The sequence below is a fragment of the Nocardia thailandica NBRC 100428 genome, from assembly GCF_000308795.1.
In the GTDB taxonomy this organism is placed as follows: domain Bacteria; phylum Actinomycetota; class Actinomycetes; order Mycobacteriales; family Mycobacteriaceae; genus Nocardia; species Nocardia thailandica.
The window spans coordinates 1-17,213 of the sequence record NZ_BAGK01000171.1 but is presented as its reverse complement, the minus strand read 5'-3'; the positions used below and the strand labels follow the sequence as shown (position 1 = coordinate 17,213).

The 17,213-nt window shown below is 72.9% G+C and carries 19 protein-coding genes and 1 pseudogene; 15 read left to right on the top strand and 5 right to left on the bottom strand.

Translation table 11 applies throughout. From position 1 onward, the window contains the following. The first annotated feature begins 62 nt into the window (after nt 1-62). From dprA to ON36_RS18525, 4 genes and pseudogenes are all read left to right on the top strand, one after another. Nucleotides 63-1,162 (top strand): annotated as a pseudogene (gene dprA, locus ON36_RS18540) (DNA-processing protein DprA). Between the two features lie 162 nt (nt 1,163-1,324). Then, nucleotides 1,325-2,248 (top strand): tyrosine recombinase XerC, encoded by a 924-nt coding sequence (locus ON36_RS18535; protein WP_043654978.1) that lies wholly within the window; start codon nt 1,325-1,327, stop codon nt 2,246-2,248. A gap of 99 nt (nt 2,249-2,347) precedes the next feature. Next, on the top strand, nt 2,348-2,713 hold the full coding sequence (locus ON36_RS18530) for a YidH family protein (protein WP_043654976.1): 366 nt from the start codon (nt 2,348-2,350) through the stop codon (nt 2,711-2,713). Beyond that, nucleotides 2,710-3,024, top strand: coding sequence for a DUF202 domain-containing protein (locus tag ON36_RS18525; protein ID WP_043654973.1), 315 nt, complete (start codon nt 2,710-2,712; stop codon nt 3,022-3,024). The genes ON36_RS18530 and ON36_RS18525 overlap by 4 nt, the downstream gene beginning before the upstream one ends. 297 nt (nt 3,025-3,321) lie before the next feature. Here ON36_RS18525 and ON36_RS18520 read toward each other — a convergent pair whose 3' ends face one another. The 3 genes from ON36_RS18520 to ON36_RS18510 all read right to left on the bottom strand — a co-directional run bounded on the left by ON36_RS18520 (nt 3,322) and on the right by ON36_RS18510 (nt 5,697). Continuing rightward, nucleotides 3,322-3,831 (bottom strand): DUF1990 domain-containing protein, encoded by a 510-nt coding sequence (locus ON36_RS18520; protein ID WP_043654971.1) that lies wholly within the window; start codon nt 3,829-3,831, stop codon nt 3,322-3,324. Nucleotides 3,832-3,860: 29 nt separating this feature from the next. Further along, entirely contained in the window at nt 3,861-4,394 is a 534-nt protein-coding gene (locus ON36_RS18515) for a M23 family metallopeptidase (protein ID WP_043654968.1), read from the bottom strand. A gap of 556 nt (nt 4,395-4,950) precedes the next feature. Next, nucleotides 4,951-5,697, bottom strand: coding sequence for a hypothetical protein (locus ON36_RS18510; RefSeq protein ID WP_157224938.1), 747 nt, complete (start codon nt 5,695-5,697; stop codon nt 4,951-4,953). Nucleotides 5,698-6,095: 398 nt separating this feature from the next. Here ON36_RS18510 and rpsB point away from each other — a divergent pair, with 398 nt between their 5' ends. Both rpsB and tsf read left to right on the top strand, forming a co-directional pair. Next, on the top strand, nt 6,096-6,965 hold the full coding sequence (rpsB, locus tag ON36_RS18505) for a 30S ribosomal protein S2 (RefSeq protein WP_043654964.1): 870 nt from the start codon (nt 6,096-6,098) through the stop codon (nt 6,963-6,965). A 109-nt stretch (nt 6,966-7,074) separates the two neighbouring features. Next, nucleotides 7,075-7,899, top strand: coding sequence for a translation elongation factor Ts (tsf, locus tag ON36_RS18500; protein WP_043654961.1), 825 nt, complete (start codon nt 7,075-7,077; stop codon nt 7,897-7,899). Between the two features lie 66 nt (nt 7,900-7,965). On the opposite strand, the gene ON36_RS18495 is transcribed toward tsf, so the two are convergent. Beyond that, nucleotides 7,966-8,268, bottom strand: a complete 303-nt coding sequence (locus tag ON36_RS18495) for a hypothetical protein (RefSeq protein WP_043654958.1) — start codon at nt 8,266-8,268, stop codon at nt 7,966-7,968. Between the two features lie 198 nt (nt 8,269-8,466). Here ON36_RS18495 and pyrH point away from each other — a divergent pair, with 198 nt between their 5' ends. From pyrH to ON36_RS18480, 3 genes are read left to right on the top strand one after another with little or no spacing between them, the layout of a single operon-like run. Then, nucleotides 8,467-9,195, top strand: a complete 729-nt coding sequence (gene pyrH / locus ON36_RS18490; protein ID WP_043654955.1) for a UMP kinase — start codon at nt 8,467-8,469, stop codon at nt 9,193-9,195. Nucleotides 9,196-9,246: 51 nt separating this feature from the next. Further along, a complete protein-coding gene (gene frr, locus ON36_RS18485; protein WP_043654995.1) occupies nt 9,247-9,804 on the top strand; it encodes a ribosome recycling factor in 558 nt (185 codons plus the stop codon). A gap of 53 nt (nt 9,805-9,857) precedes the next feature. After that, nucleotides 9,858-10,793 carry a phosphatidate cytidylyltransferase gene (locus ON36_RS18480; protein WP_174377585.1) on the top strand — a complete coding sequence of 312 codons (936 nt, stop codon included), beginning with the start codon at nt 9,858-9,860 and terminating at the stop codon, nt 10,791-10,793. 7 nt (nt 10,794-10,800) lie between these two features. Here ON36_RS18480 and ON36_RS18475 read toward each other — a convergent pair whose 3' ends face one another. Continuing rightward, complete coding sequence (locus ON36_RS18475; RefSeq protein ID WP_052314113.1) at nt 10,801-11,151, bottom strand: LapA family protein; 351 nt, start codon at nt 11,149-11,151, stop codon at nt 10,801-10,803. A gap of 113 nt (nt 11,152-11,264) precedes the next feature. Between ON36_RS18475 and rlmN the strand changes: the two genes are divergently transcribed. The 6 genes from rlmN to ON36_RS18445 form a co-directional block, all read left to right on the top strand. After that, nucleotides 11,265-12,374, top strand: a complete 1,110-nt coding sequence (rlmN, locus tag ON36_RS18470) for a dual-specificity RNA methyltransferase RlmN (RefSeq protein ID WP_043654952.1) — start codon at nt 11,265-11,267, stop codon at nt 12,372-12,374. A 99-nt stretch (nt 12,375-12,473) separates the two neighbouring features. Beyond that, complete coding sequence (locus ON36_RS32850; protein ID WP_052314112.1) at nt 12,474-14,039, top strand: serine/threonine-protein kinase; 1,566 nt, start codon at nt 12,474-12,476, stop codon at nt 14,037-14,039. Nucleotides 14,040-14,476: 437 nt separating this feature from the next. Further along, a complete protein-coding gene (locus ON36_RS36265; RefSeq protein ID WP_052314111.1) occupies nt 14,477-14,734 on the top strand; it encodes a CPBP family glutamic-type intramembrane protease in 258 nt (85 codons plus the stop codon). A 54-nt stretch (nt 14,735-14,788) separates the two neighbouring features. Further along, nucleotides 14,789-15,589 carry a 4-hydroxy-tetrahydrodipicolinate reductase gene (gene dapB, locus ON36_RS18455; RefSeq protein WP_043654949.1) on the top strand — a complete coding sequence of 267 codons (801 nt, stop codon included), beginning with the start codon at nt 14,789-14,791 and terminating at the stop codon, nt 15,587-15,589. A gap of 90 nt (nt 15,590-15,679) precedes the next feature. Further along, nucleotides 15,680-16,099 (top strand): uL11 family ribosomal protein, encoded by a 420-nt coding sequence (locus ON36_RS18450; protein ID WP_043654946.1) that lies wholly within the window; start codon nt 15,680-15,682, stop codon nt 16,097-16,099. 98 nt (nt 16,100-16,197) lie between these two features. After that, nucleotides 16,198-17,213: serine/threonine-protein kinase (locus ON36_RS18445; protein WP_157224937.1), on the top strand; the 1,016-nt coding region annotated here is incomplete at its 3' end.

Here is a 17,213-nt window from a genome sequence, read left to right as displayed (position 1 = left end):
ATCCGGACGGGCACGGCGGCACGCCGCCGCGCGGCGAGGAGCGGCGGGCCGCCTGGGTCTACCTGTCGCGGGTCGTGCAGGGGCCGTGCGCGCGCTGTCGGCCCTGATCGACGCGGTGGGAGTCGTCGAGGCCGCCCGGGCGGTACGGGAGCGCGAGCTGCCGGAGCCGCTGCGCGCCGCGACGCGGTCGAGGCGGGAGATCGACAGCGCGGCGGCGGATCTCGCGCTTCTGGAGCGCCTCGGTGGCCGGGTGATCACGCCCGACGACGCGGAGTGGCCCGCGTGGCGCATGCTCGGCCTCGGCCAGCTCGACGCGGCGCGGGAGCGCGACGCCGCCGTGCCGCTGGTGCTGTGGGTGCGCGGCCCGCGTTCCCTGCTCGAGCTCACCGAGCGCGCGGTGGGCGTCGTTGGCGCGCGCTGCGCCACCGGCTACGGGGTCCAGGTGGCGGGCGAGATCGGCGCGGACCTCGCCGCGCGCGGCTGGACGGTGGTGTCCGGCGCGGCCTTCGGCATCGACGCCGCCGCGCACCGCGCCGCGCTCGCCGTAGGGGGCGCGACCGTCGCGGTCCTGGCCTGCGGCCTCGACCGCCCCTATCCCGCTCAGCACGAACGGCTCCTCGACACCATCGCCGACACCGGCCTCGTCGTCAGCGAGTACCCGCCCGGCAGCGCCGCGCTGAAACACCGCTTCCTGGCCCGCAACCGGCTGATCGCGACCCTGTCCGACGGCGTCCTCGTCGCCGAGGCGGGCCTGCGCAGCGGCGCCCGCAACACCGTGAAATGGGCGCGCCGCCTCGGCCGTCCTGCCCTCGCGGTCCCCGGTCCGGTCACCTCCGCCGCCTCGGTCGGCTGCCACCGCATGATCCGCGACGGCGAGGCCCTGCTCGTCACGCGGGCCGACGAGGTCGCCGACGAACTCGGCCCCCTCCGACTCGCCGCGGACGCCGCACCCGACGCCGATCCCGCCGACACCCTCACCGGCGCCCACGCCGCCGTCTACACCGCCCTGCCCGTGACCGGCTCCCGCCGACCCCGCGACCTCGCGGCCCAGACGTGCCTCGACCTCGCGACCGTCCGCGCCGTCCTACCCGCCCTTGAACTGTCCGGCCTGGTGGGCGTCGACGATTCCGGCTGGTTCCGGATCCACCGGCCCGGCAGGTGAGGCCGGTCGGTCCCGGGCCTGCGCAGACCAGATCCGGTGTGCCCTCCGTTCTCGGCCCCCGAGCGCGAGTGGGAGCCGACGGCGACCGGTCCCCGGCCGGGCCCGGCGCGTCTCCGGCGTGGTGGGTTGCGAGGACGGGTGGGCCCGGGCGACTGTGGGGAGGTGGATGTTCTGCCGGAGGACCTGGAAGCGCTGGTTGCGGAGTTCGGGCGGCATCTGCGGCTCGGTCGGAACCGGTCGGCGCACACCGTGCGCGCGTACCTGGGCGACGTGCGCGCCCTGCTGGGGTTCCTCTACGCGCGCTCGAGCGACGCGGCCATCGGCGAACTCGACCTCGGTGTGCTGCGGGCCTGGCTGGCGGCGCTGTCCGCGTCCGGGGCGGCCCGGACCACCCTGGCGCGGCGCGCGTCCGCCGCGCGCACCTTCACCGCCTGGCTCACCGACACCGGGCGGCTCCCGACCGATCCCGGCCTCCGCCTGGCCGCGCCGCGGACCCCGCGCAGCCTGCCTCCGGTCCTGGCGCGCGGGCAGGCGGTCCAGGCGATGGACGCCGCGGAATCCGGTGCCGCGCAGCAGGAGCCGATGGCGCTGCGCGACCGGCTCATCGTGGAACTCCTCTACGCGACCGGGATCCGGGTCAGCGAGCTGTGCGGACTCGACCTCGACGATCTCGATCGGGAACGGCGGCTCGTGCGGGTCATCGGCAAGGGCAACAAGGAGCGGTCGGCCCCGTTCGGGACGCCCGCCGACACGGCACTCGAGAAGTGGCTGCGGGCCGGGCGGCCCCTGCTGGTGAACGATCACTCGGGCCGCGCCCTGCTGCTGGGTCAGCGCGGCCGTCGACTGGATCCGCGGCAGGCGCGCACCGTCGTCCACGAGGTGATCGCGGCGGTCCCCGGCGCACCCGACATCGGCCCGCACGGTCTGCGGCACAGCGCCGCCACCCACCTGCTCGAAGGCGGCGCGGACCTGCGGGTCGTCCAGGAGCTGCTCGGTCACGCCAGCCTGGCCACCACCCAGCTCTACACCCACGTCTCCGTCGAACGGCTCAAACGCGTCCACGACCAGGCGCATCCCCGTGCCTGACCCGCGCGGCGCCGGCCGCGTCGCCGCGACCGGTCCCGCGGCGCCGGATACCCTCGGGCACAGGCGCGACGATCGCGCGCCCCGGTACGAGGAGGTTTCGTGACGCTGCCCGACGTCGGCGCCGAGGCCGGCGACCTCGACGACGAACCGGACTATCGCTTCACCCTCGCCAACGAGCGCACCTTCCTCGCCTGGACCCGCACCGCGGTCGGCCTGCTCGCCGGCGGCGTCGCCGTCCGCACCCTCGTCGAACCGCTGCGCCTGGACGGGCTGCGCCTGGCCCTGTCGGTGAGCTGCCTGATCCTCGCGGTGGTCGTGGCGGTCGGGGCCTACCTGCACTGGCGCCGCGTGAACCGGGCCATCCGCGCGGGCGATCCGCTTCCCGGCACCGTCCTCATCCCGGTCCTCACCGGCGGCATCACGATCGTCGCCGCGTTGGCCTGCCTGGTGGTGCTGCTGCGATGAGCGCCTCCACCCTGGCCGTCGAGCGCACCGCCCTGGCGTGGCGCCGCACTGCCCTCGGCGCGGCCGCCTGCGCCCTCCTGTTCACCGACCAGGTCCTGCGCGAAGGCTGGGGCCCCCTCGCCGTCGTCTCCCTCTGCGCCCTCGTCACCGCCCTCCTGTTGGCCGCGCTCGGCTGGTGGCGCGGCCACCAACTCCGGCACGGTCGCTTCGGCAGCCGCCACGGGGCGCTCGCCATCGCCGTGACCACCACCGCCATGACGGTCATGGGCCTCATCGCCGTTCTCGGCGTCCTCGTCGACCCGAACACCTGAGCATTCACATGCGACGAGCGGCGCGATGGCGTGGCCACGATCGTGGTCACGGCGCAGATGCGGTCCTGCCGGCCGAGTGAGTCGGCGACAGTCGGGCGGCAGCGTCGTCGTCGCGCCCGAGGCGGTCCCTGGTCCCGGATCGGCGCGGCGACGCACGTCCGCCGGCGACCGCCGCGACGAGGTCGGTGACCAGCCGTCCTCGCCCGCGCCGCCGAGCCGCCCGCCGCGGCGAGCCTCGGTTCTGCCGAAGGTTCGATGGACCGCCGCCGTCCAGCATCGACGCCGCGGTGGGCGGGGTCAGGACCGCGGCAGCGTGGCGAGGTAGCGACGGGCGAACCAGGATTGGAGGAGGCGGGCCGCCGGGCCGCCGAGGCGGGTGTACCAGGTCGCCGGGCGGGAGAAGGCGGTGACCAGGCCGTACACACTGTCGTCAGACGGGTCGTATTCGACCGCGAAGAGCTCCTCCCCGGTTTCGGGGTGGCCGGGGAGGGTGCCGTAGGCGAAGCCGCGGCGGTCCGGGTCGTCGAGGACGTAGACGACCCGGCAGGGCGCGGTGATGGCGGCCGGGCCGAGGCCGAGGCGCACGGTCAGCTCGGTTCCCTCCCGGGCGACCGGGGTCGTCGACTCGCCGAAGATACCGACGCCCTTCTGCATGCCGAAGGCGAGGATGTGCTCGGCGCCGCGCTCGAACACGGTGCGCCCGTGACCGATCCGCCGTCGGTGGCGGAAGGCGTGGTAGCCGGCGGGCGGGGTGGTGCGGGTGGCGCCGACATCGGGGTAGGTGAACGGCGGGCGCGGCTCGGTCATGCTCGTATTGTCCTGCGTGGGGGCCGGGTTCAGGCCACCGGCAGCAGCCGGACCGGTGTGAGATGCAGCAAGCCGAGGGGGTCGATGTACTCGCGGGCGCTGTGCTCGCTCGCCTCGCGGCGCGCGCCCCAGTGCAGGCAGGCCGCCGCCGCGCAGCCGTCGTGCCCGGCCGCCAGCGTCCCGATCTGTGTTCCCCTGGCGACCCGCCTGCCGACGGGGACCTCCGGCTCCACGGGCTCGTAGGTGGTGCGCAGCCCGCCCGCGTGATCGATGGACACCACCGGCTTGCCCGCGACCTCCCCGGCGAACACCACCACGCCGTCCCCCGCCGCCAGCACCGGCTGCCCCGGCGTCCCCGCCAGGTCCACGCCGCGGTGGCCCGGCAGCCAGTTCCGCTCCGGCTTGTCGAAGCGCCGCTCGACGGTCGGCCTCGGCCGCAACGGCCACCCGAAATCCCCCGCCGGTCCCGCCCGGCCGGACGCCGGGCACGCCCCTGCCGAGGCGGCCAGCAGGATCACCACCACCACGCCGCGCACCGCCCACCGGGTGGTCGCCGGAGCCATCCGCGCCCCGCGACCGGCCGAAGAGGAGCCGCCACGAGGCGGGCTCGCCGCCGAGGTGCCTGTCCTCGTCGACCGGCGCTTGCTGCGTGAGACCGAGCCCGCTGGTGGCGGATCGACCACAACGGTCGGCATGTTCACCGTTCGACTCCTGCCGCGTGGGGGCGAGGGCTCCAGTGGCCTGTCGGCCGCTGGGGTCCATGCCTTCACCGAGCCGCGCCTACCGCGCGAGGACGCCTGCACAGATCCGCGCCTACCGCGCGAGGACGAATGAGGCAGCAAGAGGCAACTTCGCGGGGCCCGCACCCCGCACAGGTATCCGCGTGCCCGGCCGTGTTGCGGCCCGCTGCTCGGCCGACTCGGGGACTCCGACCCGTCGACGTCCGTGCTCGCGCCGTGGCCAGGTCGAGGGGTGGCAGGAGGGCCGCGCACCGGCTTCGTAGTGTTCGCCGGGACGCGGGGCGATGGAGCCCCGCCGAAACCGCGCTGTCCGAGCGCTGTCTGCCGATCGATCCGGCAGCCGGGGCGATCCACTTCCGGACACCAGCCATCCCACCCCTCATCGTGCGGTGCCGGGGGCGGGCGACGGACGCGGCGTCTGCCCGCGCAGCAGCTGCGCGACCACCCACGGCAACACGGCCGCGGAGCCCGATACCCCGGCGTCGTCGGCCACCGGTTCGCCCGCCGTCCCGGCCGATTCCCTCTTCGTCGAAACCGGCACCGCCTGCGGCGCCGCGTCCGCCACCGTGCCCACCACCACCGAGACGGCGGGCGCGACGCCCGCTCGGTCCGTCGACTCCGGCCGCCCGGCGATGTCGACAACCACTCGGGCGTCGGGCACAGCGACCCGGAACCACGGCGGGACCCGCCCCGGCGCCGCGCGCACCGTGGCCGAACCGCTGAGTCCGCCGACCTCGTCGGCCGGGCCGCTCGCGGCACCGACGAGCCACGGCGCCGCGAGCGGCTCCAGCCCCTGCGGTTGATTCTGTGTGGCGAGCACCGTGGGCCGCCCCGCCCGGCGCGCGTTCTCGACGGCCGTCGCCGCCGGCCGGACGGACGCGGGCGACGGCGCACCGGAGCCGGGCGAGGGCTCCCCGTAGTCGCGCGGCTCGGCGAACCCGGCGCCGAGCATCGGCGGCAGTGCCGCGGGAAGGACCGGCCGTGCCGGTTCCCGGCCGGGGTCGCCGCCGCTCGGTGGCACGGGGACGCCCGGCGGCGCGGGGCAGGCCGCGGCGGGAGCCGCCGCCACCGGGCAGGCCAGCAGGACGAAAGGAACGAGTATCAGTGCAGGTCGACGCAGATTCATGTCACGAGTGTCGGAGGCGGACGCGGTGCGCGGCGGGCACCGGCGGAGAATGGGGATGAACACCCGCGATGTGGAGACCAGCCGTTCCGGACGGCCGGTCCAGGGCTTTCGCCGAGGGGGCGATTTCGGGTACGGGCCCGGCGCGCGTAAACTGATCGAGCGGTTTGTGCACGGCACGGACCGACTTCGCGCGCCACCTGTGCTCGATGCTCCGGGTCGCCCGCCTCACAGGCAGGTCCGGAAGCGGCATGTTCTCGCGTGAATTCCGAGGATGGAAGTGGAATCCGGGCTGGTCCCGGCCGCCTTGCGGTGGTCAGGTCCCGGGTTCCGGTGGCGCCAGGGCAGTCGATCGCCGATCGGCTGCGTCAACCGGCAAACGAAAGTGAGATACGGGAGCCATGGCTGTCGTAACCATGAAGCAGCTGCTCGACAGCGGCGCGCACTTCGGGCACCAGACCCGTCGCTGGAACCCGAAGATGAAGCGGTTCATCTTCACCGACCGCAACGGCATCTACATCATCGACCTGCAGCAGACGCTGACCTACATCGACAAGGCCTACGAGTTCGTCAAGGAGACCGTCGCCCACGGTGGCACCGTTCTCTTCGTCGGCACCAAGAAGCAGGCCCAGGAGTCGATCGCGGCCGAGGCGACTCGCGTCGGTATGCCGTACGTCAACCAGCGTTGGCTGGGTGGCATGCTCACCAACTTCTCCACCGTGCACAAGCGTCTGCAGCGCCTCAAGGAGCTCGAGGCGATGGAGCAGACCGGTGGCTTCGAGGGTCGCACCAAGAAGGAAATCCTCATGCTGACGCGTGAGATGACCAAGCTGGACCGCACCCTCGGTGGTATCCGCGACATGGCCAAGGTGCCCTCGGCCATCTGGGTCGTCGACACCAACAAGGAGCACATCGCCGTCGGCGAGGCGCGCAAGCTGAACATCCCGGTCATCGCGATCCTGGACACCAACTGCGACCCCGACCTGGTCGACTACCCGATCCCGGGTAACGACGACGCGATCCGTTCCGCCGCCCTGCTGACCAAGGTCGTCGCCTCCGCGGTGGCCGAGGGCGTGCAGGCCCGCGCGGGCCAGTCCTCCGGCGACGCCAAGCCCGAGGCCGGCGCAGGCGAGCCGCTCGCCGAGTGGGAGCAGGAGCTGCTGGCTCAGGCGAACCCGAACGCCGAGGCCGCCGTGGCCACGGAGACCCCGGCCGAGGCCGAAGCCGAGGTGAAGGCCGATCCGGCCCAGCACACCCCGGCCGACTTCTGAGCTGATCTCCTAGCTCTGCGTTCACCTTGCCGGCCCTTCTGAGTTCAGAAGCGGTCGGCAAGGTGGTGTAAACACCCAGACACCCCACACACGAGGAGGCTCGCCCCCGATGGCGAACTACACCGCTGCTGACGTGAAGCGGCTCCGCGAGCTCACCGGCTCCGGCATGATGGACTGCAAGAACGCCCTGGCCGAGACCGACGGCGACTTCGACAAGGCTGTCGAGATCCTGCGCATCAAGGGCGCCAAGGATGTCGGCAAGCGCGCCGAGCGCGCCACCGCCGAGGGCCTGGTCATCGCCAAGGACGGCGTGATGGTCGAGATCAACTCCGAGACCGACTTCGTCGCCAAGAACGCCGAGTTCCAGGCGCTGGCCGACGCCGTCGTCACCGCGGCCGCCGCCGCCAAGCCCGCCGACCTGGAGGCGCTCAAGGCGCTGAAGCTCGAGGACGGCACCGTCGACGAGGCCGTGCAGGCGCTGGCCGCCAAGATCGGCGAGAAGCTGGAACTGCGTCGCGTCGTGGTCTTCGAGGGCCCGGTCGCCACCTACCTGCACAAGCGTGCCTCCGACCTGCCGCCCGCCGTCGGCGTGCTGGTCGAGTACGAGGGCGAGGGTGACGCCGCCGCCGAGGCCGCGCGTGCCGCGGGCATGCAGGTCGCCGCGCTCAAGGCCAAGTACCTGACCCGCGAGGAGGTGCCGGCCGAACTCGTCGAGAACGAGCGCCGCATCGCCGAGCAGACCGCGCGCGAGGAGGGCAAGCCCGAGGCCGCCCTGCCGAAGATCACCGAGGGCCGCGTCAACGGCTTCTTCAAGGACGTCGTGCTCCTGGAGCAGGCCGCGGTCACCGACTCCAAGAAGACCGTCAAGGCCCTGCTGGACGAGGCCGGTGTGAAGGTCACCCGCTTCGCCCGTTTCGAGGTCGGCCAGGCCTGATCGCCTGACATGCGGCGAAGCCCCTCCGGACAGAGCGTCTCTGTCCCGAGGGGCTTTGTCGTGTCCTCAGCCGATCGGGCCGCAGATGACGGCCGACGGCGAGCAGGGGCCGCCCCCGCGCACGTAGTAGGTGAGGATGGCGTCGATCCAGACCACCACTTCGGCGCCCGGGATGCCCGCGCCGCGCAGGGCGTCGTAGCTGCCCGACGAACTCCCGGAGGCGTTGGCGCTGCCCGTGCCGAGGAATTGGGCCTTGTCGAAGACGTCGGCGGGCGCCGGGTCGGCGGCCGCCGTTCCGGTGGCGGCCGACAGTCCGATGGCGAGGGTGAGTGCGGCGATACCGGCCCGGGCCGGTGCGGGAATGCTCATCGCGCCACCGTAGTGAAACGTGTGTGCATCACATCGGCGATCCGCTGCCCCCTCTTCCCGGGGCGCGGCCCCACACGAGGGGGGTCTTGTGCGGGTCCCGACGGGGGATAGGGCAGGATGGTCACTGCTCTGTGTTGCCCCGCGGTTCACCCATTGCTCGTGCAGCGACCGCCCACACGCCCGAGGAGAAGAACACCCATGACCGACCCGAGTCACGACCGCCCTGGCTTCAACCGGGTGCTGCTCAAGCTCGGTGGGGAGATGTTCGGCGGCGGTGGCGTCGGCCTCGACCCGGACGTGGTGCAGACCGTGGCCGAGCAGATCGCGGAGATCGTCGAGACCGGTGTCCAGGTCGCCGTGGTCATCGGTGGTGGCAACTTCTTCCGCGGCGCCGAGCTCGAGGAGCGCGGCATGGAACGCGCCCGGTCGGACTACATGGGCATGCTCGGCACCGTCATGAACAGCCTTGCGCTGCAGGACTTCCTGCAGAAGCAGGGGGTGGACACCCGCGTGCAGACCGCCATCACCATGGGCCAGGTCGCCGAGCCGTACCTGCCCCTGCGGGCCAAGCGGCACCTGGAGAAGGGCCGCGTGGTCATCTTCGGCGCGGGCATGGGCATGCCCTACTTCTCCACCGACACCACCGCCGCCCAGCGCGCGCTCGAGATCGGCGCCGACGTCGTGCTCATGGCCAAGGCGGTCGACGGCGTGTTCGACGCCGACCCGCGGGTGAAGCCCGACGCGACGATGTTCACCGAGATCACGCACAAGGAAGTGATCGAGAAGGGCCTGAAGGTGGCCGATGCGACCGCGTTCAGTCTCTGCATGGACAACCAGATGCCGATGCTGGTGTTCAATCTGTTGACCAAGGGCAATATCGCCCGTGCGGTGGCCGGTGAGAACATCGGCACCCTGGTCCGGTCCTAGATCCCGCGCGACGCGAGGGACGACGACGATGACGCTGTGGAGGAAACGGTCGTGATTGAAGAAGCGCTCTTCGACGCCGAGGAGAAGATGGAGAAGGCCGTCTCGGTGGCGAAGGACGATCTGGGCGCCATCCGGACCGGTCGCGCCAACCCGGGCATGTTCTCGCGCGTCGTGGTCGACTACTACGGTTCGCTGACGCCCATCACCCAGATGTCGTCGATCACCGTGCCCGAGCCGCGGATGGTCGTCATCAAGCCCTACGAGCAGAGCCAGCTGGGCCCGATCGAGACCGCGATCCGCAACTCCGACCTCGGCGTGAACCCCACCAACAACGGTGACATCCTGCGCATCACCGTGCCGCAGCTCACCGAGGAGCGCCGCCGCGAGCTGGCCAAGCAGGCCAAGGCCAAGGGCGAGGACGCCAAGGTTGCCATCCGCAACGTCCGGCGCAAGGCGATGGACGAACTGGGCCGCATCCAGAAGGATGGCGAGGCGGGCGAGGACGAGGTCGGGCGCGCCGAGAAGGAGCTCGACAAGACCACCGCCAGGTACGTCGGCCAGATCGATGAGCTGGTCAAGCACAAGGAAGCCGAACTGCTCGAGGTCTAGCGCGTAGATCTCGGGGGGTCCCGCTCGGGCGGGGGATGAACGGAACGAACGAGTTGAGCGACGGGACAATCGTGGTCGAAGACGCCGCCGCGACGGATGCGGCACCGGAGCCGGTACCGGGCGACGCCGTGGAGACGGCGCCTGCCGCGGCCGCGCCGGAACCGCAGCGCACCTCGCGGGCGGGCCGGAACCTGCCCGCGGCGCTGGCGGTCGGGCTCGGGCTCGGCCTGTCGCTGATCGCGATCCTGCTGTTCGTGCCCAAGGTGTTCATCGGCGTGGCGGGCGCCGGCGTCGCCGTGGCCACCTGGGAGGTGGCCAAGCGGCTGCGCGAGGCCGATGTGCTGGTGCCGCGCACGCCGCTGCTCGTCGGCGGGCAGGCGGTGTTCTGGGCGGGCTGGCCGTGGGGTCCCAACGGCGTGCTCGGCGCGTTCGCGGCGACCGCGCTGGTCGTCATGGTGTGGCGCCTGTTCGATCACGGCCTGTCGGTGGCGCCGCGTAATTTCCTGCGCGACACCGCGATCAGCGTGTTCGTCCTGGCGTGGATCCCGCTGCTCGCCTCCTTCGCCACCCTGCTGCTGCTCGAGCCCGACGGCAACCTGCGGGTGCTGACCTTCATGATCCTGGTGGTCTGCTCCGACGTCGGCGGTTACGTGGCCGGTGTGCTGTTCGGCAAGCATCCGATGGTGCCCGCGATCAGCCCGAAGAAGTCCTGGGAGGGTTTCTGCGGTTCGCTGGTGTTCAGCGTCATCGGTGGCCTGCTGACGGTGACCCTGCTGCTGCAGGCCAATTCGATGATCGGTGTGGTGCTCGGCGTCGGCCTCGTCCTGGTGGCCACGATCGGCGACCTGATCGAGTCGCAGATCAAGCGCGAGCTGGGGATCAAGGACATGGGCACGCTGCTGCCCGGGCACGGCGGCATCATGGACCGCCTCGACTCGATGCTGCCGTCGGCGTTCGTGTCCTGGCTGGTGCTGAGCGCGCTGCTCTGAGCGCGGTTCAGCCGCGCTTGGCGGCGTGCCGGAGCTGGAGGATGCGCACCCCGCCGACCAGGCCCATCACCAGCGCGCCGACGATCACGGCCAGCAGAACCATGACGCCGAGCGGCAGGGTGAACTCCCAGAACAGCAGGTCGACCTGGGTCTGATCGAGGTTCTGGATGATGAAGATCAGCAGCAGGATGCCGAGCAGGGCGGCGGCCAGCAGCGCGGTCCAGGTGTAACCGGTGCGCGATCTGGTCAGCGCGGCGGGTTTCGGGCGGGTGACCGGCTCGACCGGCTTGTCGGTGGTGGTGTCGGGCGCGGGGTCGGCGTTGGCCGGCGTCGCGTCGTGATCGGCGTTGGCGGACATAGCTCGATCATCGCCGACGGCTATGACCATCGCACGCATCTTCTCGGTAACGGGTCCCGGCGTGGCGGCCCGGCGGGCGGCCGGTCGCCGTGGTCTGGGAGAATGGAGTCATTATGGCCGCCTCCCTGCCCCTCGTCTTCGATGCCCCGCGCCGCGGCATGCCGCCGCGTCACCTCGCCGACCTCGACAGCGAGGAGCGCAAGGCCGCCGTCGCCGAGCTCGGGCTGCCCAAGTTCCGGGCCGATCAGATCGCCCGGCAGTACTACGGCCGGCTGCAGGCGGACCCGGCGCAGATGACCGACCTGCCCGCCGAGGTGCGGGAGAAGGTCGGTGCGGCGCTGTTCCCGGAGCTGCTGAGCGTCGTGCGGCACGTGGCGTGCGACGAGGGCGACACCCGCAAGACCCTGTGGCGCGCCAACGACGGCACCCTGCTCGAGAGCGTGCTCATGCGCTACCCGGACCGCGCCACCCTCTGTATCTCCAGCCAGGCCGGGTGCGGCATGGCGTGCCCGTTCTGCGCGACCGGCCAGGGCGGCCTCAACCGCAACCTGTCGACCGCGGAGATCGTCGACCAGGTGCGGGCCGCGGCGGCCGCGTTGCGCGACGGCGAGGTGCACGGCGGTCCCGGCCGGTTGTCCAACATCGTGTTCATGGGCATGGGCGAGCCGCTGGCCAACTACAAGCGGGTGGTGAACGCGGTGCGCCGCATCACCGCGCCCGCCCCCGACGGCCTCGGCATCTCCCAGCGGTCGGTGACCGTGTCCACGGTCGGCCTCGCCCCGGCCATCCGCAAGCTCGCCGACGAGGGGCTCTCGGTCACCTTGGCGGTGTCGCTGCACACCCCCGACGACGAGCTGCGCGACACGCTGGTCCCGGTGAACAACCGCTGGCCGGTCGCGGAGGTGCTGGAGGCGGCCCGCTACTACGCCGACCGCACCGGGCGCCGCGTCTCCATCGAGTACGCCCTCATCCGGGACGTGAACGACCAGCCGTGGCGCGCGGACATGCTCGGCGAGAAGCTGCGCAAGGCCCTCGGCGCGCTCGTCCACGTGAACCTCATCCCGCTCAACCCGACGCCGGGCAGCGAATGGGACGCCAGCCCGAAGCCGGTCGAACGCGAGTTCGTCCGCCGCGTGCAGGCGCAGGGTGTGTCCTGCACGGTCCGCGACACCCGGGGCCAGGAGATCGCCGCCGCCTGCGGCCAGCTCGCCGCCGAGGGCTGACCGGGGCGCGCCGGGGGAGCGGGGGAACGGGGGACCGATGCTGTCCGCGGGGGAGATCTTGCCGGGTACACGATCGAGGGCGCGCTCGGGCGGGGCGGTATGGGTGCGGTCTATCTGGCCAGGCACCCCCGCCTGCCGCGCCGGGTCGCGCTGAAGCTGCTGAACCCGGAGTTGTTCGCCGACACCGAGATCCGCGCCCGTTTCGAACGGGAGGCCGACCTGGTCGCCGGCTTCGACCACCCGAACATCGTGACCGTCTACGACCGGGGCGCCGACGACGGCAGGCTGTGGATCAGCCTGCAATACGTCGACGGCACCGACGCCGCGGCGCTGCCGCGGCCACTACCGGTCGAGCGCGCGATGCGCATTCTCGACGGGACGGCGGCCGCGCTGGATCACGCGCACCGCAAGGGTGTCCTGCACCGCGACGTCAAGCCGGCCAACATCCTGCTCACCGGGTCGGCCGGGGCGGAGCGCGTGCTGCTCACCGACTTCGGCATCGCCCGCCCGCGCGAGGACAGCGCGCAGCTGACGCGCACCGGCGGCTTCACCGCCACCCTGGCCTACGCCTCGCCCGAACAGCTCTCCGGCGCCGCGCTGGACCATCGCACCGACCAGTACTCGCTGGCCTGTACGTTGTTCGCGCTCCTCGCAGGCGCCGCCCCCTACGGCACCGGAAATCCGGTGACCGTCATCCAGGCGCATCTGCTGTCGCCGCCGCCCTCCCTGCACCTGCGCCGTCCGGACCTGCCGCAGGCCCTCGACGCGGTCCTGGCCCGTGCCCTGGCCAAGAATCCGGCCGAGCGCTACGAGAACTGCGCGCAGTTCGCGGAGGCGGTGCGCCGGGCGGTGCGCGATGATGGATCGCCGCGTCGGCCGGTCGTGCTCGACGGCGAACGAGCCGCCGCCCGCCCGGTCGCCGCGCCGTCCGTCGATCCGGCGGTGGGCGGCGCGCAGGCGCCGGCCTGGATGCCGCCGGCGAACGCGGCTCGGCCACAGCCCTTCCCGGTCGTGCCGGCGGCGGGCCGCGCGCCGCTGCCGGTGGAGCGACGGTCACCGGCGGGCTGGATCGCGCTCGTGCTCGTGCCGCTCGTCCTGATCGGGGCGGGGCTGTTCGTCTGGCGCGACGACCTGATCGGGGTGCCGGCGCCGCGCGGCGCGGCGTGGCAGCGTGACACCGACGCGCTCCGGCAGGCGTTCCCCCGGCTGCTGCCGACGAGCGGCTACCTGAACGGTGACGGGTTCGGGGGCAGGCGGTGTGAGGTGAAGACGAAACCGGGTGGCGGCGAGGACGCGTGGCAGCAGGCGTTCTCGGGATTCACGGTGCGGTGGGGCTGCTGGGCGGGCTACGTCGCGGACACCCACTACACCCTGTTGACCTTCCCCACCCCGGCGGCGGCCGCCGAGGCCGTCGAGCGGTTCCGCGGGCAGACCGTGGGCCACGGCAGCACCACGACCGGTACGCGGACCGACGAACTGCGTACCGTCGGCGCCGGGGCGACGTATCAGGGCGCGGCCTTGGTCTCGGCGTTCGCCGAATCGTCCCGCGACCGCTGGGTGCTGGTGACCGTCCGCGACATGGCGTGGTCACCCATCACCTTCCGCACGATGGAGGAGGACGTCGCGGCGTTGCGGTCGGACTTCGCCGCGCTCCCGCTGGGCTGACCGCGAGCCCCGGGCGGTGCCGGATCGGCGCACGGGACACCTCTTTCGCCGCGCCCTCTTTCGCCGCGCCGATTACCGTGGACCCGTGCGGATCCGACGGTGGCGGCGGACGTATCCGGCCGCCGAGTACGTGACGGTGTTCTTCGGCGGGGCAGCGTTGTACCGCGCCCGCCTGCGGGGCGTCCCGCCGATCCCGGGTCTGCTGCTCGCGGGCGCCGGTCTGACGGCGTATCTGCGCCGCGCGCCCGATGTCGACCGGCGGGCACTGTGGCGGGCGGAGGCCCTGCCCGGGCAGGGCCGGGCCCTGGCGGCGATTACGGCGTCGAGCGCGCCGGCCCTGACCGCGCTGACGGCGCTCATCCGCCGGGACCGGCTCTTCGATCTGCCCCGGCAGCGGCCGTGGCTGTGGTCGGCGGTCATGCTCGCCCAAGCACATCGTGGCGGCGAGCGCGGCCGCGTTCGGCATCGTCCACCTCGCCTTCGGCGGCTGGATCTCGGTGGCGCTCAGCGGTGTCGCGGGCCGGCTGCCGGCCGAGCGATACCTGCGGACCCGGTCGCTGGCCACCGTGACCGTCGAGCACTCGTTGTACGGCATGCTCGTGTTCACCGTCGGCCTGGGGGAGTTCTTCTATCACGGCAGCGCCGGGCAGCGCCCCGGGTTCGCCCTGCCCGGGAGTTCCGACGTGCGGGCGTGAGCACGCCCGGCGTGGGACCGGCGGCCCGCCGCGGACCGGTAATAGCGTGGCCACATGATCCGAGTGTGCGTGGCGGGAGTGACCGGGTGGGCGGCGCGGCCGGTGGCCGAGGCGGTGGTCGCCGCCGACGATCTGCGGCTGGTGTCGGGGGTGGCGCGGCGGGCGGCGGGCATACCGCTGGCGCAGGTCGTCCGTGGCGCGGACGGCGGGCAGGTCTTCGGCAGCGTGGACGAGGCGCTGCGGGCGACCCCCGCCGACGTCGTCGTCGACTACACCAGCGCGGCCGCGGTCCGGGTGGACGTCGAGGCCGCGGTGCGCGCCGGGGTGCACGTGGTGGTCGGCTCCAGCGGGCTCACCGCCGAGGACTTCCACCAGCTCGACGAGCTCGCCCGCGCCGGGAACGTCGGGGTGTTCGCCGCGGGCAACTTCTCGGTGATGGCCGCCGTGCTCGCCCGGGCGGCCCGGCTGGCCGCCGGGCAGCTGCGGCACTGGGAGGTCGTCGACTACGCGGGCGCCACGAAACCCGATGTGCCCAGTGGAACGGCACGCGAACTGGCCGAGTCGCTGGCGGAGGTGGGACCGCCCGAGCCGGGCGTCGCCCTCGACCGGCTCAGCGGACCGATCGCGGCCCGCGGCGCCGACATCGCGGGCACCCGCGTGCACTCGGTGCGGCTGCCCGGCTACTCGGTGAGCACCGAGATCGTGTTCGGCGGCGCGGGGGAGCGGCTCTCGCTGCGGCACGACGCGGGCGCCTCCGCCGAGCCGTACGTGGCGGGCACCCTGCTCGCGGTCCGCCGGGTGGGCGACGAGCCGGGCGTGCGGCGCGGGCTGGGGCGGTTGCTGTTCGATGACTGAGCCGGTGACCGGTCCGGCGGCGAAAACCGTTGTGGTGCAGGTGTTATAGCGGCGGTACCCGATCGTGCCCGGGCTCGGCGATGGTGAATCATGGCGCGCACCACAGCCTTCACCGTGACCCTCGAACTCGAGGCGGGCAACGCCTCCCTGATGACCCTGGGCAAGATGCTCGGCGCGACCGGCGTCAAACCCTTCGAGGTCAAACGCCGCTACGACGAGCTGACCGCCCGGCACCGCGGCGAGATCATCCCGGCGGTCATCACCGTCGATGCCCGCCGACGCTGGACCATGCGGCTCAAGACCCCGCCGACCGCCTCGCTCATCCGCGCCGCGCTCGGCGCGGCGGGCTCGGCCCGGCCGGGTCATCAGCCGGCCGGTGCGCTCACCCGCGAGCAACTGCGCGCGATCGCCCTCCGCAAGCTGCCCGATCTCAACACCACCGACCTCGACGCCGCCATGCGGATCGTGGCCGGTACCGCGCGGTCCATGGGTGTCCGCGTCGCCGACTGAGCCGGTGCCGTGCGGTGTAGCCTGACCACGGTGGATAGATTGGGGCCGCGTCACGCCGGGGAGCGTGGCGGTCGCGCCGCCGAGGGGAAGGATCAACCATGCTGGCCGAGGGTGTGTCTTTCGCCGGGTACCGGATCGAGCGCGAGCTCGGGCGCGGCGGCATGGGCGCGGTGTACCTGGCCCGGCATCCGCGCCTGCCGCGGCGCACCGCGCTCAAGCTGCTGAGCCCGGAACTGTTCACCGACAGGGAATTGCGCGCCCGGTTCGAGCGCGAAGCCGACCTCGCCGCGCAGCTGGATCACCCCAACATCGTCACCGTCTTCGACCGCGGCTCCGACGAGGACCAGCTGTGGATCAGCATGCAGTACATCGACGGGGTCGACGCCTCCGCCCTGCACCCGGACACCCTGCACCCCTCGCGCGCCGCGCAGATCATCGCCGAGACCGGCGCCGCCCTCGACTACGCCCATCGCATGGGCGTGCTGCACCGCGACGTGAAACCGGCCAACATCCTGCTCAGCCGCGCCGAGGGGCAGGAGCGGATCTACCTCACCGACTTCGGCATCGCCCGGCTGCGCGACGACACCGGCCATCTCACCCAGACCGGCACCTTCACCGCGACCCTGGCCTACGCCGCGCCCGAGCAGCTGACCGGCGTCCCGCTGGACCATCGCGCCGACCAGTACTCGCTGGCGTGCACCCTCTACACCCTGCTCACCGGCGCGGCCCCGTTCGAGGGAGCGGGCCCGGCGGCGGTCATCCAGGGGCATCTGCAGCAGCCCGCCCCGCCGATCAGCAGCCGCCGCACCGGGTTGCCCGCCGCGCTGGACCCGGTCGTGGCCAAGGCGCTGGCCAAGCGGCCCGCCGAACGCTACGACAGCTGCGCCGAATTCGCCGACGCGGTCCGCGCCGTCCTGGTGGCCGCCGAGCGGCCGCCGACCCCGGCCACCCCCTACCCCTCGGCGCGCCCCGGGGTGAATTACGGGCACTCGGTCCCGCATCCGCAGGTGTCCGCGCCGCACTACGCCCGGCCGGCCGGCGCGGCACCCTACGCGGCGCCGGTCGCGCCGAATCCCTACGGCGGGCCCGCCTCGCGCCCGCACCCGGTCGCGCC